The following is a 15148-nucleotide window of genomic DNA, read 5'->3' as shown; positions in this document are numbered from 1 at the left end:
TCACCTGGCTGATCGGTAGGACCGATCAGCCCTTGGCGATGTTGGCGACGATCTCCTTCTGGGCCGCGTCGAAGCGGGCCTGGGGCTGCGCCTTGCCGGAGATGACGTCCGCGGTCGCGAGGCCGAGCGGCTCCCAGACCGAGTTCATGGCCGGGATGTTGGGCATCGGCTTGCCCTCCTTGCCCGCCTCGAACCACGCCTTCACGTCCGGGTTGGTCGCGGCGACCTTGTTGTACGCCGCCGTCAGAGCGGGCGGCCGGTTGCCGGCGGTGAAGAGCGCCACCTGCACGTCCTCGCGCGGGACGTACTTGGTGACGAACTCCTGCGCGAACGCGGCGTTCTTGGCCTTGGCCGAGACGTAGAACATCTGCACACCGAGGAACGGCTTCATCGCGCCTCCGCCGACCACGCTGGGCAGCGGATCGATGGCGTACTTGATGCCGGCCTTCTTGATCTTGTCGATCGCCCAGGGGCCGCTGATCATGTAGGGCGTCTTCTTGGCGCCGAACAGCGTGTCGACGTTCTTGTCGTCGATGTTGGTCGAGAGCGCCTTGGCCTGACCCATCTTGGCGAGCGCGTCGCCACCCTTGACGGTCGCGGCGCTGTTGACGATCACCTTGGCCGGGTCGTAGTCACCGTTGGCCTTCGTGCCGAAGATGCCGCCGCCGTACGCCGACAGGTAGGGGTAGGCGTTGTACGCGTCGCCCTTCTTGCCGATCTGCTGCGCGAGGATGTTGGTCGCCTTCTTGCTGGCGACCAGCGACTTGCCGGTGGTGAGCAGGTCATCGAGGGTCTTGGGCGCGGTGGGCGCGAGCGCGGTGTTGCGAATGAGGCCGATGTTCTCGACGGCGTACGGGGCGCCGTACAGCTGGCCGTTGTACTTCGCCGCGGCGATCGCCTGAGGTGCGAACTTCGCCTGGTCGGCGGCCGCGAGGTTGACCGGCGCGACGGTGCCGTTCTGTACGAGCTCGCCCAGCCAGTCATGCGCGCCGACCAGCACGTCGGGACCCTTGCCGACCTTGGTGGCGTCCTTGAACTGCTGGCGGGCGTCGGTGACGATCTGCACCGCCACGGTGATGCCGTTCTCCTGGCCGAACTGCGCGGCGTACTTGCTCAGCACGGGCGCCCGGTCGGCGTCGGACCAGATGACCAGGTCGGCCTTCGCGTCGCGAGCCGGATCCTTGGTGGAAACGGTGGTGGGAGCGGCGGCCGGGGCACCGGCGCCGCTCGAAGAGGTGGCAGCAGTCGGGGTGCCCGCGGCCGGCGTGGTGCCGCTGTTGCCGGAGTCGGACGAGCCACCGCAGCCGGCCAGCAGCAGAGCTGCCGATCCTCCGACGGCGATGGCGAAGGGGCGCTTCAACACGGGAGTTCTCCTCACGGGCCTGGACCTCGACGTCCAGATGCGGTGAATGTGACGTGGGTCATACTGCCCGATGTTTGCAAGGTTGTGCAAGATCTTGCAAACACGAGTTCGTCGCACCGCAGCGGCCGACCCGACCACTCGCCGCTCGCCCGCCGTCCCACCTGTCGAACGCGAGAACGATTTCTGAACAGTTCGCGGCATGACGCAGGTCACATGAGGCAAGATCGTGGGATCCGGGCTCCCCATGGGCGCGGTGTTCCTCACAACGGATCGTCCGGCACGTTCCTGCCGGTGACGGAAGGCAAGAGACATGGCAACAGTCACGTATGACCAGGCAACCCGGGTCTACCCCGGTTCTGATACCCCCGCGGTCGATGCTCTGAACATCGACATCGAGGACGGCGAGTTCCTCGTCCTCGTCGGCCCCTCCGGTTGCGGCAAGTCCACCTCCCTGCGCATGCTCGCGGGCCTCGAAGAGGTCAACGGCGGTCGCATCCTGATCGGCGAGCGCGACGTCACCGACCTGTCCCCCAAGGACCGCGACGTGGCGATGGTGTTCCAGAACTACGCGCTCTACCCCCACATGTCGGTCGCCGACAACATGGGCTTTGCGCTCAAGATCGCCGGCACGCCCAAGGCCGAGATCAAGTCGCGCGTCCTCGAGGCCGCCAAGATCCTGGACCTCGAGCCCTACCTCGACCGCAAGCCGAAGGCCCTCTCCGGTGGTCAGCGTCAGCGTGTGGCGATGGGACGAGCGATCGTCCGCTCGCCGCAGGTCTTCCTCATGGACGAGCCGCTGTCCAACCTCGACGCCAAGCTGCGTGTGCAGACGCGCACCCAGATCGCTTCTCTCCAAAGGCGATTGGGCGTCACCACGGTCTACGTCACGCACGACCAGACGGAGGCCATGACGATGGGCGACCGGGTCGCCGTGCTCAAGGACGGGCTGCTGCAGCAGTGCGACACCCCGCGCCGGATGTACGACCACCCGGACAACGTCTTCGTCGCCGGCTTCATCGGCTCCCCCGCGATGAACCTCCTCAATGCCCCGGTCACCGACGGCGGAGTCAAGCTCGGCTCGGTCGTCCACCCCGTCGAGCGTGAGGCCCTCACCGGCGCCGGTCAGCGCGTGACGCTCGGTGTCCGGCCCGAGGACCTGGAGCCGAACTCCGAGGGCAAGGGCATCGCCGTCGAGGTCGACGTCGTCGAAGAGCTCGGCGCGGACGCCTACGTCTACGGCCACACCACGGTCGACGACGAGGTGCTGCAGATGATCGCTCGCGTCGACGGGCGTACACCTCCCGAGAAGGGCGCGACCGTGCACTTCACGCCCAAGGAGGGCCACGTCCACCTGTTCGACCCCGAGTCCGGCGAGCGCCTCGGCGACTGACCGCTCTCACGCACGACCCAAGGCGGGGTACGCCGGGACTCACCTCCCGGCGTACCCCGCCTTCGTGCTGCCCCCGCTAAGAGACTGCGTCTTCCGAATCTGACGCACTTGTAATGCAGTCAGACTCGGGGGACGCAGTCTCTTAGCCGTCTGGGGCGTTGTCCGCGGCGCTTCGAAGCCGCGCGATGAGCACCCGTGGCTGATCGAAGTCAGTGTGTACGACGCGCTCGAACGTCCACCCGTGAGGTCGAACAACGTCCTCGCGCCGTTTCTCCCTCGCCAGCACGTCGGCGCCCTCGTCACCGCGGTACTTGACCATGCCGTCGAACTCGATCAGCAGGCGAGTCCCTTTGACCCGAAAGTCTGCTCGTGCCAGGACCCGCTTGCCGACGGTCACCTTGAACTGCGGCTCCACATCGATCCCGGCCGACTGAAGCAGGAGCCGCAGACGTGTCTCGCCCACCGACTCGCTGCGCCGATCGGAAAGCTCGACCGCCCGTGTCGCCCGGCTGATCCGTGATGCCCCGCGCTGTGCTCGTATGACGTCCTCCAGCTCCTCGACGGTCACCCTCTTGTGGTGCAGAGCGTTGTCAGCAGACACAGTCCCTGCGACGACCCCGGCATCCCGAGCCACATCGACGATCGCCCACGGTGCGGTCACGACGAGGTGCCCGTCCACGTCAGACACCGCCGGCATGACCAGCGGACGCCGGATCACGAGGTCCGTGGTCGACCGGGTCGCGCACTTGTTCAGCCAAATGCCCTGTGCCTTCTCGTAGTTCACTCCGAAGAGGTCGACGTCGAGGAGGGCGAGAGCTGATCGTCCGGCTGCCGCCACGTGAGGGTTCGCAAGCAACATCGCCAACGTCTTCTCGACGAGCCGTTCGGACGGCAGCGCCGGCTTCGGCATCACGCTGTAGACGCTGCGGATCACCGGGCGGCACAGTCGCGAGCGGACCATCTGCCGCAGGTCGAAGTCCGTGACACCGAGCTGTTCGGCGTCCGCGCGCCGAAACAGCATCGACTGCTCGGCTGCGAGCTGGACGAGTGCTGGATCGATCATGGAGGCAAGGGTGGACGAACGTCGACGAACGCGTTCGTCGCCCTGTGGATAACCGCCCAAGAGACTGCGTCTTCTGAGTCTGACCGCCTTACAAGTGCGTCAGATTCGGAAGACGCAGTCTCTTGGCCGAGGCGAGGGCGGGAGAAGCGCGGGCAGGCGTACGGGAGTGGGTGCGTTGGCGGGGTAACGGTGGGACGATCGAGGGCGTGGCTCTGGAACTCACCGCGGCACGCCCGTACCCGGCCTTGCTGGACCTGCCCTGGCACCTGCCTCTCGAGGAGTGGCCCGAGGATCTGCTCGCGGCACTACCCCGCGGCATCTCGCGGCACGTCGTCCGGTTCGTCAAGGTCGACGGCCGGGTCATCGCCATCAAGGAGATCAAGGCCGATATCGCGCGCCGCGAGTACTCCATGCTGCGGATGCTCCGAAAGCTCAACCAGCCCTGCGTCGAGCCGGTCGGCGTCGTCAGCTCACGCACCGATCCCGAAGGCAACCCGCTGGATGCCTGCCTGCTCACCCGGCACCTGCAGTTCTCGCTCCCCTACCGGGCGATGCTCAGCCAGACCCTGCGCCCGGACACCGCCGACCGGCTGATCGACGCCCTCGCGGTCCTGCTCGTACGCCTCCACCTGAGCGGCTTCTGGTGGGGCGATGTGTCCCTGTCCAACACGCTGTTCCGCCGGGACGCAGGCGAGTTCGCGGCCTACCTCGTCGACGCTGAAACCGGCGAGCTGCACGACACCCTCAGCAACGGTCAGCGAGAGCACGACCTCGACATCGCCCGGGTCAACATCGCCGGCGAGCTGATGGATCTGCAGGCGGGCGGCTTCATCGAGGAGGGTTTTGATCCCGTCGAGGTGTCGGAGCGGATCATGACCCGCTACCGCGACCTGTGGGAGGAGCTCACCAAGTCGGAGCGCTTCGAGCAGGGCGACCGGTGGCGTGTCGAGGAGCGCATCCGTCGCCTCAACGAGCTCGGCTTCGACGTCGGTGAGCTGGACATCTCCACGGACATCGATGGCGCGCAGATCCAGATCCAGCCGAAAGTCGTTGATGCTGGCCATCATTCGCGCCGCCTGCTGCGACTGACCGGTCTCGACGTCGGTGAGAACCAGGCTCGCCGTCTCCTCAACGACCTCGACGCCTACCGCGCCTCGCAGGACCGTCAGAACGACGACGAGGAGATGGTCGCGTACGACTGGCTGACCAAGATCTACGAACCCATCACGCGTACGGTGCCGGCCACCCTGCGTGCCAAGCTCGAGCCGGCGGAGATCTTCCATGAGGTGCTCGAACACCGCTGGTACATGTCCGAACAGGCCGGCACGGACGTCACCATCGAGCAGGCCATCCGCGACTACGTCGACAACGTGCTGCCGACCAAGCCGGACGAGAAGGCCATCGTCGGCGTCGACACCGAGTCGGTCCCCGTGCGAGCGCGCACCGACTGAGCCGTACGCCGACCGGTCGGCTCTCCCGGGCCCAACGCGCCCCAGCGCGAGCTAGTCGCGAAAGTGCGGCGCGACCTCGCCAATCACGGTGTCCCACAAGTGCATTGACTCCTCGACGGACTCCAGATGGAAGTCCGGAACGATGAGCTCGTCCAGCCCAGCCTCCGAGAACGCGCCGACGGCATCGACGATCCCCTGCACACCACCGGCGATGACGGGTGCAGTCACATCGGGGCCGTCACCGTCCAGGACCAGCAGCGCCTGGGTCGAGCGGCCCAACGTGGCGGGGTCACGTCCAGCGACCTCGCACGCTCTGGTCATGATGGCGCTCTTGTGCGCGAACCTCTCCGGCGTGCCCCACGTGTTCCACTGGTCGGCGTACTGCGCCACGATCCGAGGCATCACCTTCTCGCCTGCCGCACCGATCAGCAGCGGCAGCGCACCAACCGGCTTGGGGTCAAGGCGCGCTCCGGCCAGCTGGTAGTACTCGCCGTCGAAGGTGACCCAGTCCTCATCACGCAGCCCGCGGACGACCTGGCACGCCTCCTCGAAACGTGCGAGCAGCTCGGGCGTGGGCGGAAGGTCGATCCCGTACGCCTCGTGCTCGTTCCGCTGCCAGCCGGCTCCCATCCCGAGAGTCAGCCGGCCGTTGCTGATGTGATCGATCGTGCGGGCTTGGTTGGCCAGCACGGCCGGGTGTCGGTAGGTGTTGCCGGCGACCAGGGACCCGAGCTGCAGACGTGGGACCGCCGCCGCCAGCCCAGCCAGCAGACTGAAGCACTCCTGCATGTCTCCGGCAGCGTCGTCGGTGTTGCGCATGAAGTGGTCCGCCACCCATACGCCGTCCCAACCCGAGGCCTCCGCGGCAGACGTCATCCGAAGCCACGCATCCCACGAGTGCGCGGACGAGGGCCAGATCGAGAAGCGCATGCGGCCAAGGTAGTCAGCGCGGCCCGCGCTCATGTCACCTGGTCTCGATACGGCTCGCGCCAGGGCGCTCGCCTACTCGACCAGCGAATCAGCGACCGGCGCGCTGGCGAGAGATCTCGTACAGCGTGACGGACGCCGCGATACCGGCGTTGAGCGACTCGACGGCCGAGCTCATCGGCACCGACACGATCTGGTCGCATGTCTCGCCGACAAGCCGCGACAAGCCCTTGCCCTCCGAGCCGACCACGATGACCAGCGGCTCGTCTGCCAGCGTGATCTCGGGCAGGGAGACATCGCCGTCCATGTCGAGCCCCAGCACGAAGAAGCCCGCCTTGCGGAACTCCTCCAGCGTGCGAGTCAGGTTGCCCGCCAACGCAACTGGGATGCGCGCAGCAGCACCGGCCGACGTCTTCCAGGCCGAAGCGGTCATGCCCACCGAGCGACGCTCAGGCACGATCACGCCGTGCCCACCGAACGCCGCGACCGAGCGGATGATCGCACCGAGGTTGCGCGGGTCGGTGATGCCGTCGAGCGCGACGACCAGCGGCGCACCAGGTGCCTCGGGATTCATCAGGTCAGTGGGGTGGGCGTATTCGTACGGCGGCACCTGCAGCCCGAGACCTTGGTGGACCGCGCCATCGGTCAGCCGGTCCAGCTCGCCACGCGGCGTCTCCAGGATCGGGATGGCCCGGTCGGCCGCGATCTTCAGCGCTTCGCGGACCCGGTCGTCGGAGTCGATGCGCCCGGCGACATAGAGCGTCGCCGCCGGAATGTCCGCGCGCAGAGCCTCCACGACGGAGTTGCGCCCGGCGATGACCTCGGACGCCTGCCGGTTGCGCTTGCCACCGGAGGTCCTGCCCTGACGGCTGCCACCGCCTCCCGAGGAGCCGGACTGGCCGGATCCACCGGCCTTGTCAGCGCGCTTGGAATCTTTGTATGCCTTGTGGTTCGGGCGCTCAACAGCACGAGGCGTCGGACCCTTGCCCTCGAGCCCGCGTCGACGCTGACCGCCGCTGCCGACGACCATGCCCTTCTTGGATCCTGCCTTGCGAACGGCGCCTCGGCGCTTCGAGTTGCCAGCCATGTCAGTCCTTCTCGTCATCACGCGTGGGTCGGACGAGCGACCAACGCGCCCCGTCCGGTGTGTCCTCGACCGCCACGCCGGCCGCGGTCAGCTGGTCGCGAATCGTGTCCGCAGCCGCGAAGTCCTTCTCGGCCCGCGCTGTCTTGCGCTGCGCGATCAGGGCTTCGACGAGGGAGCCGAGAGCGGCCGTCGTAGGGTCATCTCCTGACGAACCCCACTGAGGATCAAGAGGATTGACACCGAGCACCGAGGTCATCGCGACGACCTCGGCAGCCCGGTCGCGAGCCTTCTCGTGGTCACCGTCATCCAACGCGGTGTTGCCGTCCCGCACGGCGTCGAACACTGCTGCCAGTGCACCTGACACGTTGAGGTCGTCGTCCATCGCCTTGGCGAACGCTGCCGGCACCGAAGGTGACCGGTCGGCGTACGACGACGGCTCGGCCCGCTGCAGGAAGCCCTCGATGCGCTCGACCGCCGCACCAGCCTCCGCGAGGGAGCCCTCGTGGTACTCGATCGTCGAGCGGTAGTGCACCGCTCCGAGGTAGTAGCGCAGCACGAGTGGCCGCACGGTCTTGGTCAGCTCTTCGACGGTCAGTGTGTTGCCGAGCGACTTGCTCATCTTTTCACCGCTGAGCGTGACCCAACCGTTGTGCATCCAGTACTGCGCGAAACCCATTCCGGCTGCACGGGACTGGGCCTGCTCATTCTCGTGGTGCGGGAAGCGCAGGTCGATGCCGCCGCCGTGGATGTCGAACGTGTCGCCCAGCCAGCGCCGCGCCATCGCGGAGCACTCGAGGTGCCAACCCGGCCGTCCCTCACCGAACGGCGTCGGCCAGGACGCCGAGGCGGGCTCGTCCTGCTTGCGCCCCTTCCAGAGCGCGAAGTCGCGCGGGTCACGCTTTCCCCTGGGGTCGGCGTCCTCCGCGGGCTCCATGTCGTCGAGCAGCTGGCGGGTCAGCTCGCCGTACGACGGCCACGACTGCACATCGAAGTAGACGTCGCCGCTGCCGTCGGCCGCCGGGTAGGCGTGACCCTTCTCGATCAAGGTCTCCATGATCTCGACCATGTCGGTCACGTGCCCGGTCGCGCGCGGCTCGTACGACGGCCGCAGGACTCCCAGCGTGTCGAGGGCGTCGCTGGTCTCTCGCTCGTGACGGTAGGACCAGGCGAACCAGTCGGCGGAGTGCTCGGCCGACTTACGCAGGATCTTGTCGTCGATGTCGGTGACGTTGCGGATCAAGGTCACGTCGTAGCCGTGCCCGGTCGTCAGCCAGCGGCGCAGGATGTCGAACGCCACCGTGAACCGGACGTGGCCGATGTGGGGCGATCCCTGTGTCGTGAGCCCACAGATGTAGATACCGACCTTGCCCTCGTGCTGCGGCACGAAGGCGCGCAGCGAACGGGTCGCGGTGTCATAGATCTGCAGAGTCACCCGCAGAGTCTAACGACGGTCGCGACCTGTGACGGTCACGCGATCACCGGCACCTATGGGAGCAACCTCGCGGGTCCTGGCGCGTCCTCACAACAGGCGCCCGCTGGGGAGCGGCGCCGGCGAGTCGGACCATTGGGGGGTCGGCCGCCTCACACAGGGGGTTCAGCAAGCATGCGTTCTCATCTCTGCTCACGCTCATTCCGTACGACGATGGTCGGCTCGGTCATCGCTCTCACCGCGCTCGGCGCGCACATCGGCACCGCGGCGGCCGACACGCGACCTGCCGCGGTCAACCCGACCGTGGAACGCCCGTACGTCTCCACGGGCACCGCGACCGCGCAGCTGCGCGCCATCGCCGGACACGGCACCATCGCGGTCGTCCGCATCGGCAACAGCTTCGAGGGCGCGATCGCCCAGGGCGATGGCCGGATCGCGTTCTACGCCCACGGCCCGGGGACTGGGGACCGGTGGACCCTCGTCAACCGCAGCACCGCCCCGGACACGGTCGACACGACCGCCGCACCTGCGCTGTCCGGCAACCGCCCGCCCGGCCTGCGGCACGCCGTGTTCATCGCGACCGGCGAGTTCACCGGCGACGGCACGGGCCAGGCGATCGCGTACGGCAGCGACGGCGTGCGCTGGTCAGTCCTGACCCATGAGGCCAACAGTGGCCAGCTGGCGCCTTCTGGACACGGTGGACAGGACCAGCCGGGCCTCTCCCTCATGATTGCCTTCACTGCGCACGGCCTACGGACGACCGACATGTGGGGACCGGAGGCGGACGCATCGTTCTACCTCCAGAAGCAGATGCCCGTCATCGCCGACTGGGCGTGGGGCTCTGGAGGCATCACGGACCCGACGCACTCCAAGCTGCAGCGCTCCAGCGACAACACGTTCACTCCGAAGCAGGTCCCGACGCCGCACGGAGCCGACTCGGTCCCGACCAAAGGCGCGTTGCCGGACGGCACCTATTTCATCCGCAAGGTGTCGGTCTTCGACTCCTCGGTGACCTTCACCACCGCGATCCGTACGACCGGATGTGTCCCCGACATGGACCACGACGACTGCTTCGCCAACGTCGGGCCGCAGCGCACGCTGAACCTCGCTCCGTCGGCGACCTACTCGGTCGACGGATTCCTGCCGCCGAGCGAGCCGAACTCACCGCCGAGGCAGCTCAGCATCACGGCTCCGCGGCGCGTGATGGACTTCGCGTTCGGTCCGGACGCGAAGTCCAACCTGGCCGAGCTAGCGCTGCCGTTCAGCCCGTGGATGGTGACGCCGAGCTGGGTGTTCCAGACGTTCTCCGACGGCGACATCGGGGCGATCACCGTGGTGAACGGCCGAATCACCCAGCTCGGGACCGTCAGCTACTGACCGCGCTCAGGGTGTGGTGCAGCCACATCCGCTCGGCCAGGGACCACGCCGTCGATGTCAGCAGGTAGACGCTGGCGGCGAGAGGTACGACCGCCACCGCCAGGACTGAGCCGAAGGACAGCGCGGGTAGCAACCGCGCTGTCCTGGCCATGGCCGCGGCAACCTCGGGAGAGGTGCCGTCCGGGAGAACAGGTGCGGACGTCGTACGCCGACTGAACCGGTACGCGCCCCACGCCACCGCGGCGATCGCCACCGCAAGGACGAGGAACACCAGCACGTCAGGCCCGGCGCTGGCCAGCAGGTGCTGGCCGAGAGGTACGCCGAGGAAGCTCTGCGCGAGCAGAGCGTTGGCATGCCCCGCGATCACCGACGCCGTGAAGAGTCGATAGACCGCCGAGACGATCGGGATCTGCACCAGGATCGGCAGACACCCCGCTCTCCCGTCACGTGACGCACGAAAGGCGTGCCGCACCAATGGATGGAGGGCCGCCCGGATCACGACGGTGAGTGCAACGACGGCCAGCCCAGCAGGCATGACATGAGTGAGCGGTTCGAGTGCGGATCGAAACAGGACCACGATGGGATCGAGCACAGCAAGCATGAGTAACCTCCGAAAGGTCAAGCAGGAAAAGGGAATTCGGAGGCGGGAGAGCCCGGCTGAGGTCAGGCGCCCGCCGGGCTGAACCCAGGGGCGCGCGGCTGTGGTCGACCGGGCAGGTCGGGCCGGCGTAGAGCGACCAACAACGAGCGCCATGCACGACGGCGACGCTCAACGGCGATCGAACGAGACCCATCCGGCGATATCGCGGCCAGGGCGGCGATGGCCAGCGAGACGAGCAGCACGGCCGTACCCGCGGCCAGCGAGGCGCCAAGCAGCAGATGAGCGACCGGCAGCAGCAGCGCGAGGGTTGCGGCTACGTCGAGATCGTTCAGCTGGTGCACACCAGCACCCTACGACGCCGGGGTTAGAGTCCCGGGGTGACGCAGTTCGCAGCTCTGCGGGAGCGACCTCCGAGGCGACGTCGACGCCTGTCGGAACCACGGCCGTACGAGCTGCATCTCGGCTTTGGGCTGCTGGCCCTCGTGTGGCTGGCGCTGTGCGGGGTCGCACTCTGGTCCTCGACGGACCGAGGCTCCAAGGGCGATCTGGGCTGGACGATCTTCTGGCTCGTGGCGATCTCGGCCTGGTTCGCGCGCGGCTGGTGGGGCGGGCCGACGGCGTGGGTGTTCGCGAAGTTCGCGGCCGGAGTCTTCGGGATGCTGTTCGCCTTCTCGGTGCTGGTGTTCCTGGTGCTGGCGATCGCCACCCACGAAGCCATCGGCCAGATCGCGCTCTATCTGCTGCCGACGGCCGCGGTGAGCGCCATGCTGCTCTGGTCCCGACGGCTCCTCGCCGGCTCGGCCGTCACCCGCTGGTTCTACGCCGAGTAGCGCGGCTCAGTGGCCGCGGTCGAGCCACTCCTGCAGGTGTGGGGCCTCGTCGCCGATCGTGGTCGAGTCGCCGTGCCCGGTGAGGACCACGGTCTCAGGCGGCAGCGTCAGCAGCCGGGTCTTGATCGACTCGATGATCGTCGGGAAGTCGCTGAATGAGCGGCCCGTCGCACCGGGCCCGCCCTGGAAGAGCGTGTCCCCGGTGAGCACCACGCCGAGCGTCGGAGCGTAGAAGCAGCACGCACCAGGCGCGTGGCCCGGCGTGTGGAGCACCTCGAGCGTCACGCCCGCGACGTCGATGCGGTCGCCATCGGCGAGCTCGCGATCCGGACCGACCTCGTCGTAGACCCGGTCCCACAGCTCGCGATCCGCAGGGTGGAGGTACGACGGAGCCTGGGTGGCGTCGTAGACCTCACCGACCGCACTGATGTGGTCATCGTGCGCGTGGGTGCAGAGCACGGCCAGCAGCCGCCGGTCTCCCACTGCGTCGAGGATCGGCTCGCCCTGGTGTGCGGCATCGATGACCACGCACTCATCGTCGTTGCCGATGATCCACACGTTGTTGTCGACGTCCCAGGTGCCACCGTCGAGGCTGAATGTCCCTGAGGTCACGACCTTTTCGACGCGGATCCCGCCTGTCTCAATGACGCTCACAGCACGACCACCGAGCGCAGCACGTCGCCGCCGTGCATCTTGTCGAACGCCGCCTCGACATCACCGATCCCGATCTTCTCGGTGACGAAGGCATCGAGGTCGAAGCGGCCCTGCCGGTAGAGGTCGACCAGCATCGGGAAGTCACGGGAGGGCAGGCAGTCGCCGTACCAGCTGGACTTGAGCGCGCCCCCTCGCCCGAACACCTCGATGAGCGGCAGCTCGATCTTCATGTCAGGCGTGGGTACGCCGACCAGCACCACCGTGCCCGCGAGATCCCTTGCGTAGAAGGCCTGTTCGTAGGTCTCGGGTCGCCCGACTGCTTCGATGACCACGTCTGCGCCGAAGCCGTCCGTCAGCGCTCGGATCTCCTCGACCGCGTCCTGGGTCTTGCTGTTGATCGTGTGCGTCGCTCCGAAGTCCTTGGCGTGCGCCAGCTTTCGGTCATCGACATCGACCGCGATCACCCGCGTCGCGCCCGCGATTGAGGCTCCGGCGATGGCCGCATTGCCGACGCCGCCACACCCGATCACGGCGACCGAGTCGCCGCGACCGACGCCACCGGTGTTGACTGCCGCGCCGAAGCCGGCCATCACGCCACAACCGAGCAGTCCGACCGCTGCAGCCTCGGCCTCGCGGTCGACCTTGGTGCACTGACCGGCTGCGACGAGGGTCTTCTCGACGAACGCCCCGATGCCCAGCGCCGGCGACAGCTCGGTGCCATCGGTCAGCGTCATCTTCTGGGTCGCGTTGGCGGTGTTGAAGCAGTACCAGGGCTTGCCCTTGGCGCACGCGCGGCACTGCCCGCAGACGGCCCGCCAGTTGAGAATCACGAAGTCACCGGGCTCGACGTCCGTGACGCCCTCACCGACCGCCTCGACGGTGCCAGCCGCCTCGTGCCCCAGCAGGAACGGGAACTCGTCGTTGATGCCACCCTCGCGGTAGTGCAGGTCGGTGTGGCACACCCCGCACGCCTCGACCTTCACGACCGCCTCGCCCGGCCCGGGATCGGGGACGACGATGTCGACCAGCTCGACCGGGGCGCCCTTGGCGCGAGCGATGACACCCTTGACGGTCTGGGACATGGAGACTCCTTCGTCGGCGTACAGCGTGCCGTCAGAGCCTATGCGCCGAGCTCACCCGCCGAGAGGCACACCTGCGCATCGAGAGGCACACCGTGCGGGTATGCCTCTCGAGCGTTTGGATTGCCTCTCGATGGAGCTCCCGGGGCGGCGTCTCAGAGTCGAGACGCGGTACGTACCAGGCCGGCCACACCAGGTGAGGTGCTGTGCGGCGGCCAAGCGATGACCGTCGTGACCTGCGGGGCGTCCGAGATCGGTACGGCGGCTAACCCCTCGCGCAAGCTCGAGCGAACGGACTCAGGAAGCATGATCGCCGCACGGCCGAGACGCACGAGCTGCAGGATCTGCGTCTGGTCCCGGAGCTCGGGCCCGGGCCCGTCCGGGTATGTTCCGTCGATGTTGGGCCACCGCGGCAGCGGCAGATCGGGGATCGAGGCCGCCTCTTCAACCGTCATTGACGTCATGGCGCTCGACGGATGTCCGGCAGGCAGGACCAGCACCTGCTTCTCGACCGTCAGCGTGTCCACATCGAACCCGCTCAGATCGTCGAACGGGCCGTGCAGGATCGCCACGTCGGCGCGTCCATCGCGCAACATCGGCGCCTGGTGCCCGGGTGCGCTCAGCAGCACCTCGACCTCGGCGGCGTCGGGTTCGGCTGCGTAGGCGTCGAGCAGCTTGGCCATCAGCTCACTCGACGCACCGGCCTTCGCGGTCAGCACGACGGACGCTCGACTGGCGGCCTTGATCGTGCGGCGGGTACGCCGCTCGGCCGCCTCGATTGCTGCGAGCGCCGCTCGACCCTCGCGCAGCAGGGTCTCGCCTGCATGTGTGAGGGTGACGCCGCGCGGCGTACGGATGAACAGCGCGGCTCCGAGGCGCCGCTCCAGCTGGGCGATCGCCCGCGACAGAGGTGGTTGGGCCATCCCGAGTCGTTCAGCGGCCCGCCCGATATGCAACTCCTCGGCAGCGGCGAGGAAGTAGCGCAGCTCGCGAGTCTCCACCCGGTCAAGCCTATGCCGCTGCCGCTGGCTTCATACCGTGGCGGTATCGACCCCGACCCGATCGGTCTTGGACCGGCCCACCGGCACGGGCACAGCATCGAGACATGGCAAACAGCACTGACAGCACGAAGACAGCACTGGTCACCGGCGCCAACAAGGGCATTGGGTACGAGATCGCCGCGGGCCTGGCCCGCCTCGGGTTCAGGGTCGGGATCGGCGCCCGCGACGCGGGGCGGCGCGAGGAGGCGGTCGCCAAGCTGCGCGCCGAAGGACTCGACGTGTTCGGCGTACCGCTCGATGTGACCGACGATGCCAGCGTCGCCGCCGCGGCGACCCAGCTGGCTGAGCATGGCGGCCTGGACGTCCTCGTCAACAACGCTGCCATCACCGGCGGGATGCCGCAGGAGCCGACCATGGTGAGCGCAGATCAGGTCCTCGCGGTCGTCGACACGAACGTGATCGGCGTGATCAGGGTGACCAACGCGTTGCTGCCCTTGCTCCGGCAGGCACCGTCGCCGCGGATCGTCAATGTCTCGAGCACGGTCGGATCTCTCACTCTTCAGACCGCGCAGGCCGACGCGGTCGGACCGATCTCCGCGGCGTACTCACCGACGAAGTCCTACCTCAACGCCATCACCATCCAGTACGCCAAGGAGCTCGCCGACACCAACATCCTGATCAACGTCGGCTGCCCCGGCTACGTCGCCACCGACCTCAACAATCACCAAGGGCTCCGTACGCCGGAGCAGGGTGCCGCGATCTTCCTCGAGCTCGCGACCCTGCCCGACGGCGGGCCTAGCGGCACCTTCCGTGACGAGTCGGGCATTCAACCCTGGTGAGGGCGAGGGCAACCTGAGCTCGCGGCAGCGGAGGCCATGACGTGATGTCCGCCGACC

Annotated in this window: 15 protein-coding genes; 5 read left to right on the top strand and 10 right to left on the bottom strand. The window is 67.8% G+C overall.

What is annotated here, in order from left to right; all coding sequences use genetic code 11:
• Nucleotides 1-25: 25 nt before the first annotated feature.
• The gene (locus tag VV02_RS07340) at nucleotides 26-1363 is read right to left on the bottom strand and encodes a sugar ABC transporter substrate-binding protein (RefSeq protein ID WP_052590777.1); all 1338 of its coding nucleotides are present in this window, start codon (nucleotides 1361-1363) and stop codon (nucleotides 26-28) included.
• A gap of 310 nt (nucleotides 1364-1673) precedes the next feature.
• Here VV02_RS07340 and VV02_RS07335 point away from each other — a divergent pair, with 310 nt between their 5' ends.
• Entirely contained in the window at nucleotides 1674-2753 is a 1080-nt protein-coding gene (locus VV02_RS07335) for an ABC transporter ATP-binding protein (RefSeq protein WP_052590776.1), read from the top strand.
• A gap of 142 nt (nucleotides 2754-2895) precedes the next feature.
• Here VV02_RS07335 and VV02_RS07330 read toward each other — a convergent pair whose 3' ends face one another.
• Nucleotides 2896-3816 carry a hypothetical protein gene (locus tag VV02_RS07330; protein WP_052590775.1) on the bottom strand — a complete coding sequence of 307 codons (921 nt, stop codon included), beginning with the start codon at nucleotides 3814-3816 and terminating at the stop codon, nucleotides 2896-2898.
• Nucleotides 3817-4022: 206 nt separating this feature from the next.
• On the opposite strand from VV02_RS07330, the gene VV02_RS07325 reads away from it, so the two are divergent.
• A complete protein-coding gene (locus tag VV02_RS07325) occupies nucleotides 4023-5267 on the top strand; it encodes a DUF4032 domain-containing protein (protein WP_052590774.1) in 1245 nt (414 codons plus the stop codon).
• A 51-nt stretch (nucleotides 5268-5318) separates the two neighbouring features.
• Here VV02_RS07325 and VV02_RS07320 read toward each other — a convergent pair whose 3' ends face one another.
• The 3 genes from VV02_RS07320 to cysS all read right to left on the bottom strand — a co-directional run bounded on the left by VV02_RS07320 (nucleotide 5319) and on the right by cysS (nucleotide 8713).
• Complete coding sequence (locus VV02_RS07320) at nucleotides 5319-6197, bottom strand: TIGR03560 family F420-dependent LLM class oxidoreductase (protein WP_052590773.1); 879 nt, start codon at nucleotides 6195-6197, stop codon at nucleotides 5319-5321.
• An 88-nt stretch (nucleotides 6198-6285) separates the two neighbouring features.
• Nucleotides 6286-7281 carry a 23S rRNA (guanosine(2251)-2'-O)-methyltransferase RlmB gene (rlmB, locus tag VV02_RS07315; RefSeq protein ID WP_052590772.1) on the bottom strand — a complete coding sequence of 332 codons (996 nt, stop codon included), beginning with the start codon at nucleotides 7279-7281 and terminating at the stop codon, nucleotides 6286-6288.
• Nucleotide 7282: 1 nt separating this feature from the next.
• The gene (gene cysS / locus VV02_RS07310; RefSeq protein ID WP_052590771.1) at nucleotides 7283-8713 is read right to left on the bottom strand and encodes a cysteine--tRNA ligase; all 1431 of its coding nucleotides are present in this window, start codon (nucleotides 8711-8713) and stop codon (nucleotides 7283-7285) included.
• A 171-nt stretch (nucleotides 8714-8884) separates the two neighbouring features.
• Here cysS and VV02_RS07305 point away from each other — a divergent pair, with 171 nt between their 5' ends.
• On the top strand, nucleotides 8885-10087 hold the full coding sequence (locus tag VV02_RS07305) for a hypothetical protein (protein ID WP_157063310.1): 1203 nt from the start codon (nucleotides 8885-8887) through the stop codon (nucleotides 10085-10087).
• On the opposite strand, the gene VV02_RS07300 is transcribed toward VV02_RS07305, so the two are convergent.
• The gene (locus tag VV02_RS07300) at nucleotides 10077-10622 is read right to left on the bottom strand and encodes a YidC/Oxa1 family membrane protein insertase (RefSeq protein WP_169787656.1); all 546 of its coding nucleotides are present in this window, start codon (nucleotides 10620-10622) and stop codon (nucleotides 10077-10079) included. The genes VV02_RS07305 and VV02_RS07300 overlap by 11 nt on opposite strands.
• 128 nt (nucleotides 10623-10750) lie before the next feature.
• Entirely contained in the window at nucleotides 10751-11029 is a 279-nt protein-coding gene (locus VV02_RS26330; protein ID WP_052590768.1) for a DUF6412 domain-containing protein, read from the bottom strand.
• Between the two features lie 36 nt (nucleotides 11030-11065).
• On the opposite strand from VV02_RS26330, the gene VV02_RS07290 reads away from it, so the two are divergent.
• Nucleotides 11066-11518, top strand: coding sequence for a hypothetical protein (locus VV02_RS07290; protein WP_052590766.1), 453 nt, complete (start codon nucleotides 11066-11068; stop codon nucleotides 11516-11518).
• 6 nt (nucleotides 11519-11524) lie between these two features.
• On the opposite strand, the gene VV02_RS07285 is transcribed toward VV02_RS07290, so the two are convergent.
• The 3 genes from VV02_RS07285 to VV02_RS07275 form a co-directional block, all read right to left on the bottom strand.
• Nucleotides 11525-12172, bottom strand: a complete 648-nt coding sequence (locus VV02_RS07285; RefSeq protein WP_218917372.1) for an MBL fold metallo-hydrolase — start codon at nucleotides 12170-12172, stop codon at nucleotides 11525-11527.
• Entirely contained in the window at nucleotides 12169-13254 is a 1086-nt protein-coding gene (locus VV02_RS07280) for an S-(hydroxymethyl)mycothiol dehydrogenase (RefSeq protein ID WP_052590763.1), read from the bottom strand. Before VV02_RS07280 ends, VV02_RS07285 begins: the two co-directional genes overlap by 4 nt.
• Before the next feature lie 152 nt (nucleotides 13255-13406).
• Nucleotides 13407-14252, bottom strand: a complete 846-nt coding sequence (locus tag VV02_RS07275) for a LysR family transcriptional regulator (protein ID WP_052590761.1) — start codon at nucleotides 14250-14252, stop codon at nucleotides 13407-13409.
• Nucleotides 14253-14356: 104 nt separating this feature from the next.
• On the opposite strand from VV02_RS07275, the gene VV02_RS07270 reads away from it, so the two are divergent.
• Nucleotides 14357-15091: an SDR family oxidoreductase gene (locus VV02_RS07270; protein WP_052590760.1), complete on the top strand. Its 735-nt coding sequence runs from the start codon at nucleotides 14357-14359 to the stop codon at nucleotides 15089-15091.
• Nucleotides 15092-15148 lie beyond the last annotated feature (57 nt).

Origin of the sequence: Luteipulveratus mongoliensis (genome assembly GCF_001190945.1) — a bacterium.
GTDB lineage: Bacteria > Actinomycetota > Actinomycetes > Actinomycetales > Dermatophilaceae > Luteipulveratus > Luteipulveratus mongoliensis.
This window is presented reverse-complemented; position numbering and strand designations above follow the sequence as displayed.

Coding starts and splice junctions, on each gene's coding strand:
- VV02_RS07280 (WP_052590763.1), bottom strand. CDS start 13,254: ATGTCCCAGACCGTCAAGGGTGTCATCGCTCGCGCCAAGGGCGCCCCG.
- VV02_RS07330 (WP_052590775.1), bottom strand. CDS start 3,816: ATGATCGATCCAGCACTCGTCCAGCTCGCAGCCGAGCAGTCGATGCTG.
- rlmB (WP_052590772.1), bottom strand. CDS start 7,281: ATGGCTGGCAACTCGAAGCGCCGAGGCGCCGTTCGCAAGGCAGGATCC.
- VV02_RS07300 (WP_169787656.1), bottom strand. CDS start 10,622: ATGCCTGCTGGGCTGGCCGTCGTTGCACTCACCGTCGTGATCCGGGCG.
- VV02_RS07305 (WP_157063310.1), top strand. CDS start 8,885: ATGCGTTCTCATCTCTGCTCACGCTCATTCCGTACGACGATGGTCGGC.
- VV02_RS07320 (WP_052590773.1), bottom strand. CDS start 6,197: ATGCGCTTCTCGATCTGGCCCTCGTCCGCGCACTCGTGGGATGCGTGG.
- VV02_RS07335 (WP_052590776.1), top strand. CDS start 1,674: ATGGCAACAGTCACGTATGACCAGGCAACCCGGGTCTACCCCGGTTCT.
- VV02_RS07270 (WP_052590760.1), top strand. CDS start 14,357: ATGGCAAACAGCACTGACAGCACGAAGACAGCACTGGTCACCGGCGCC.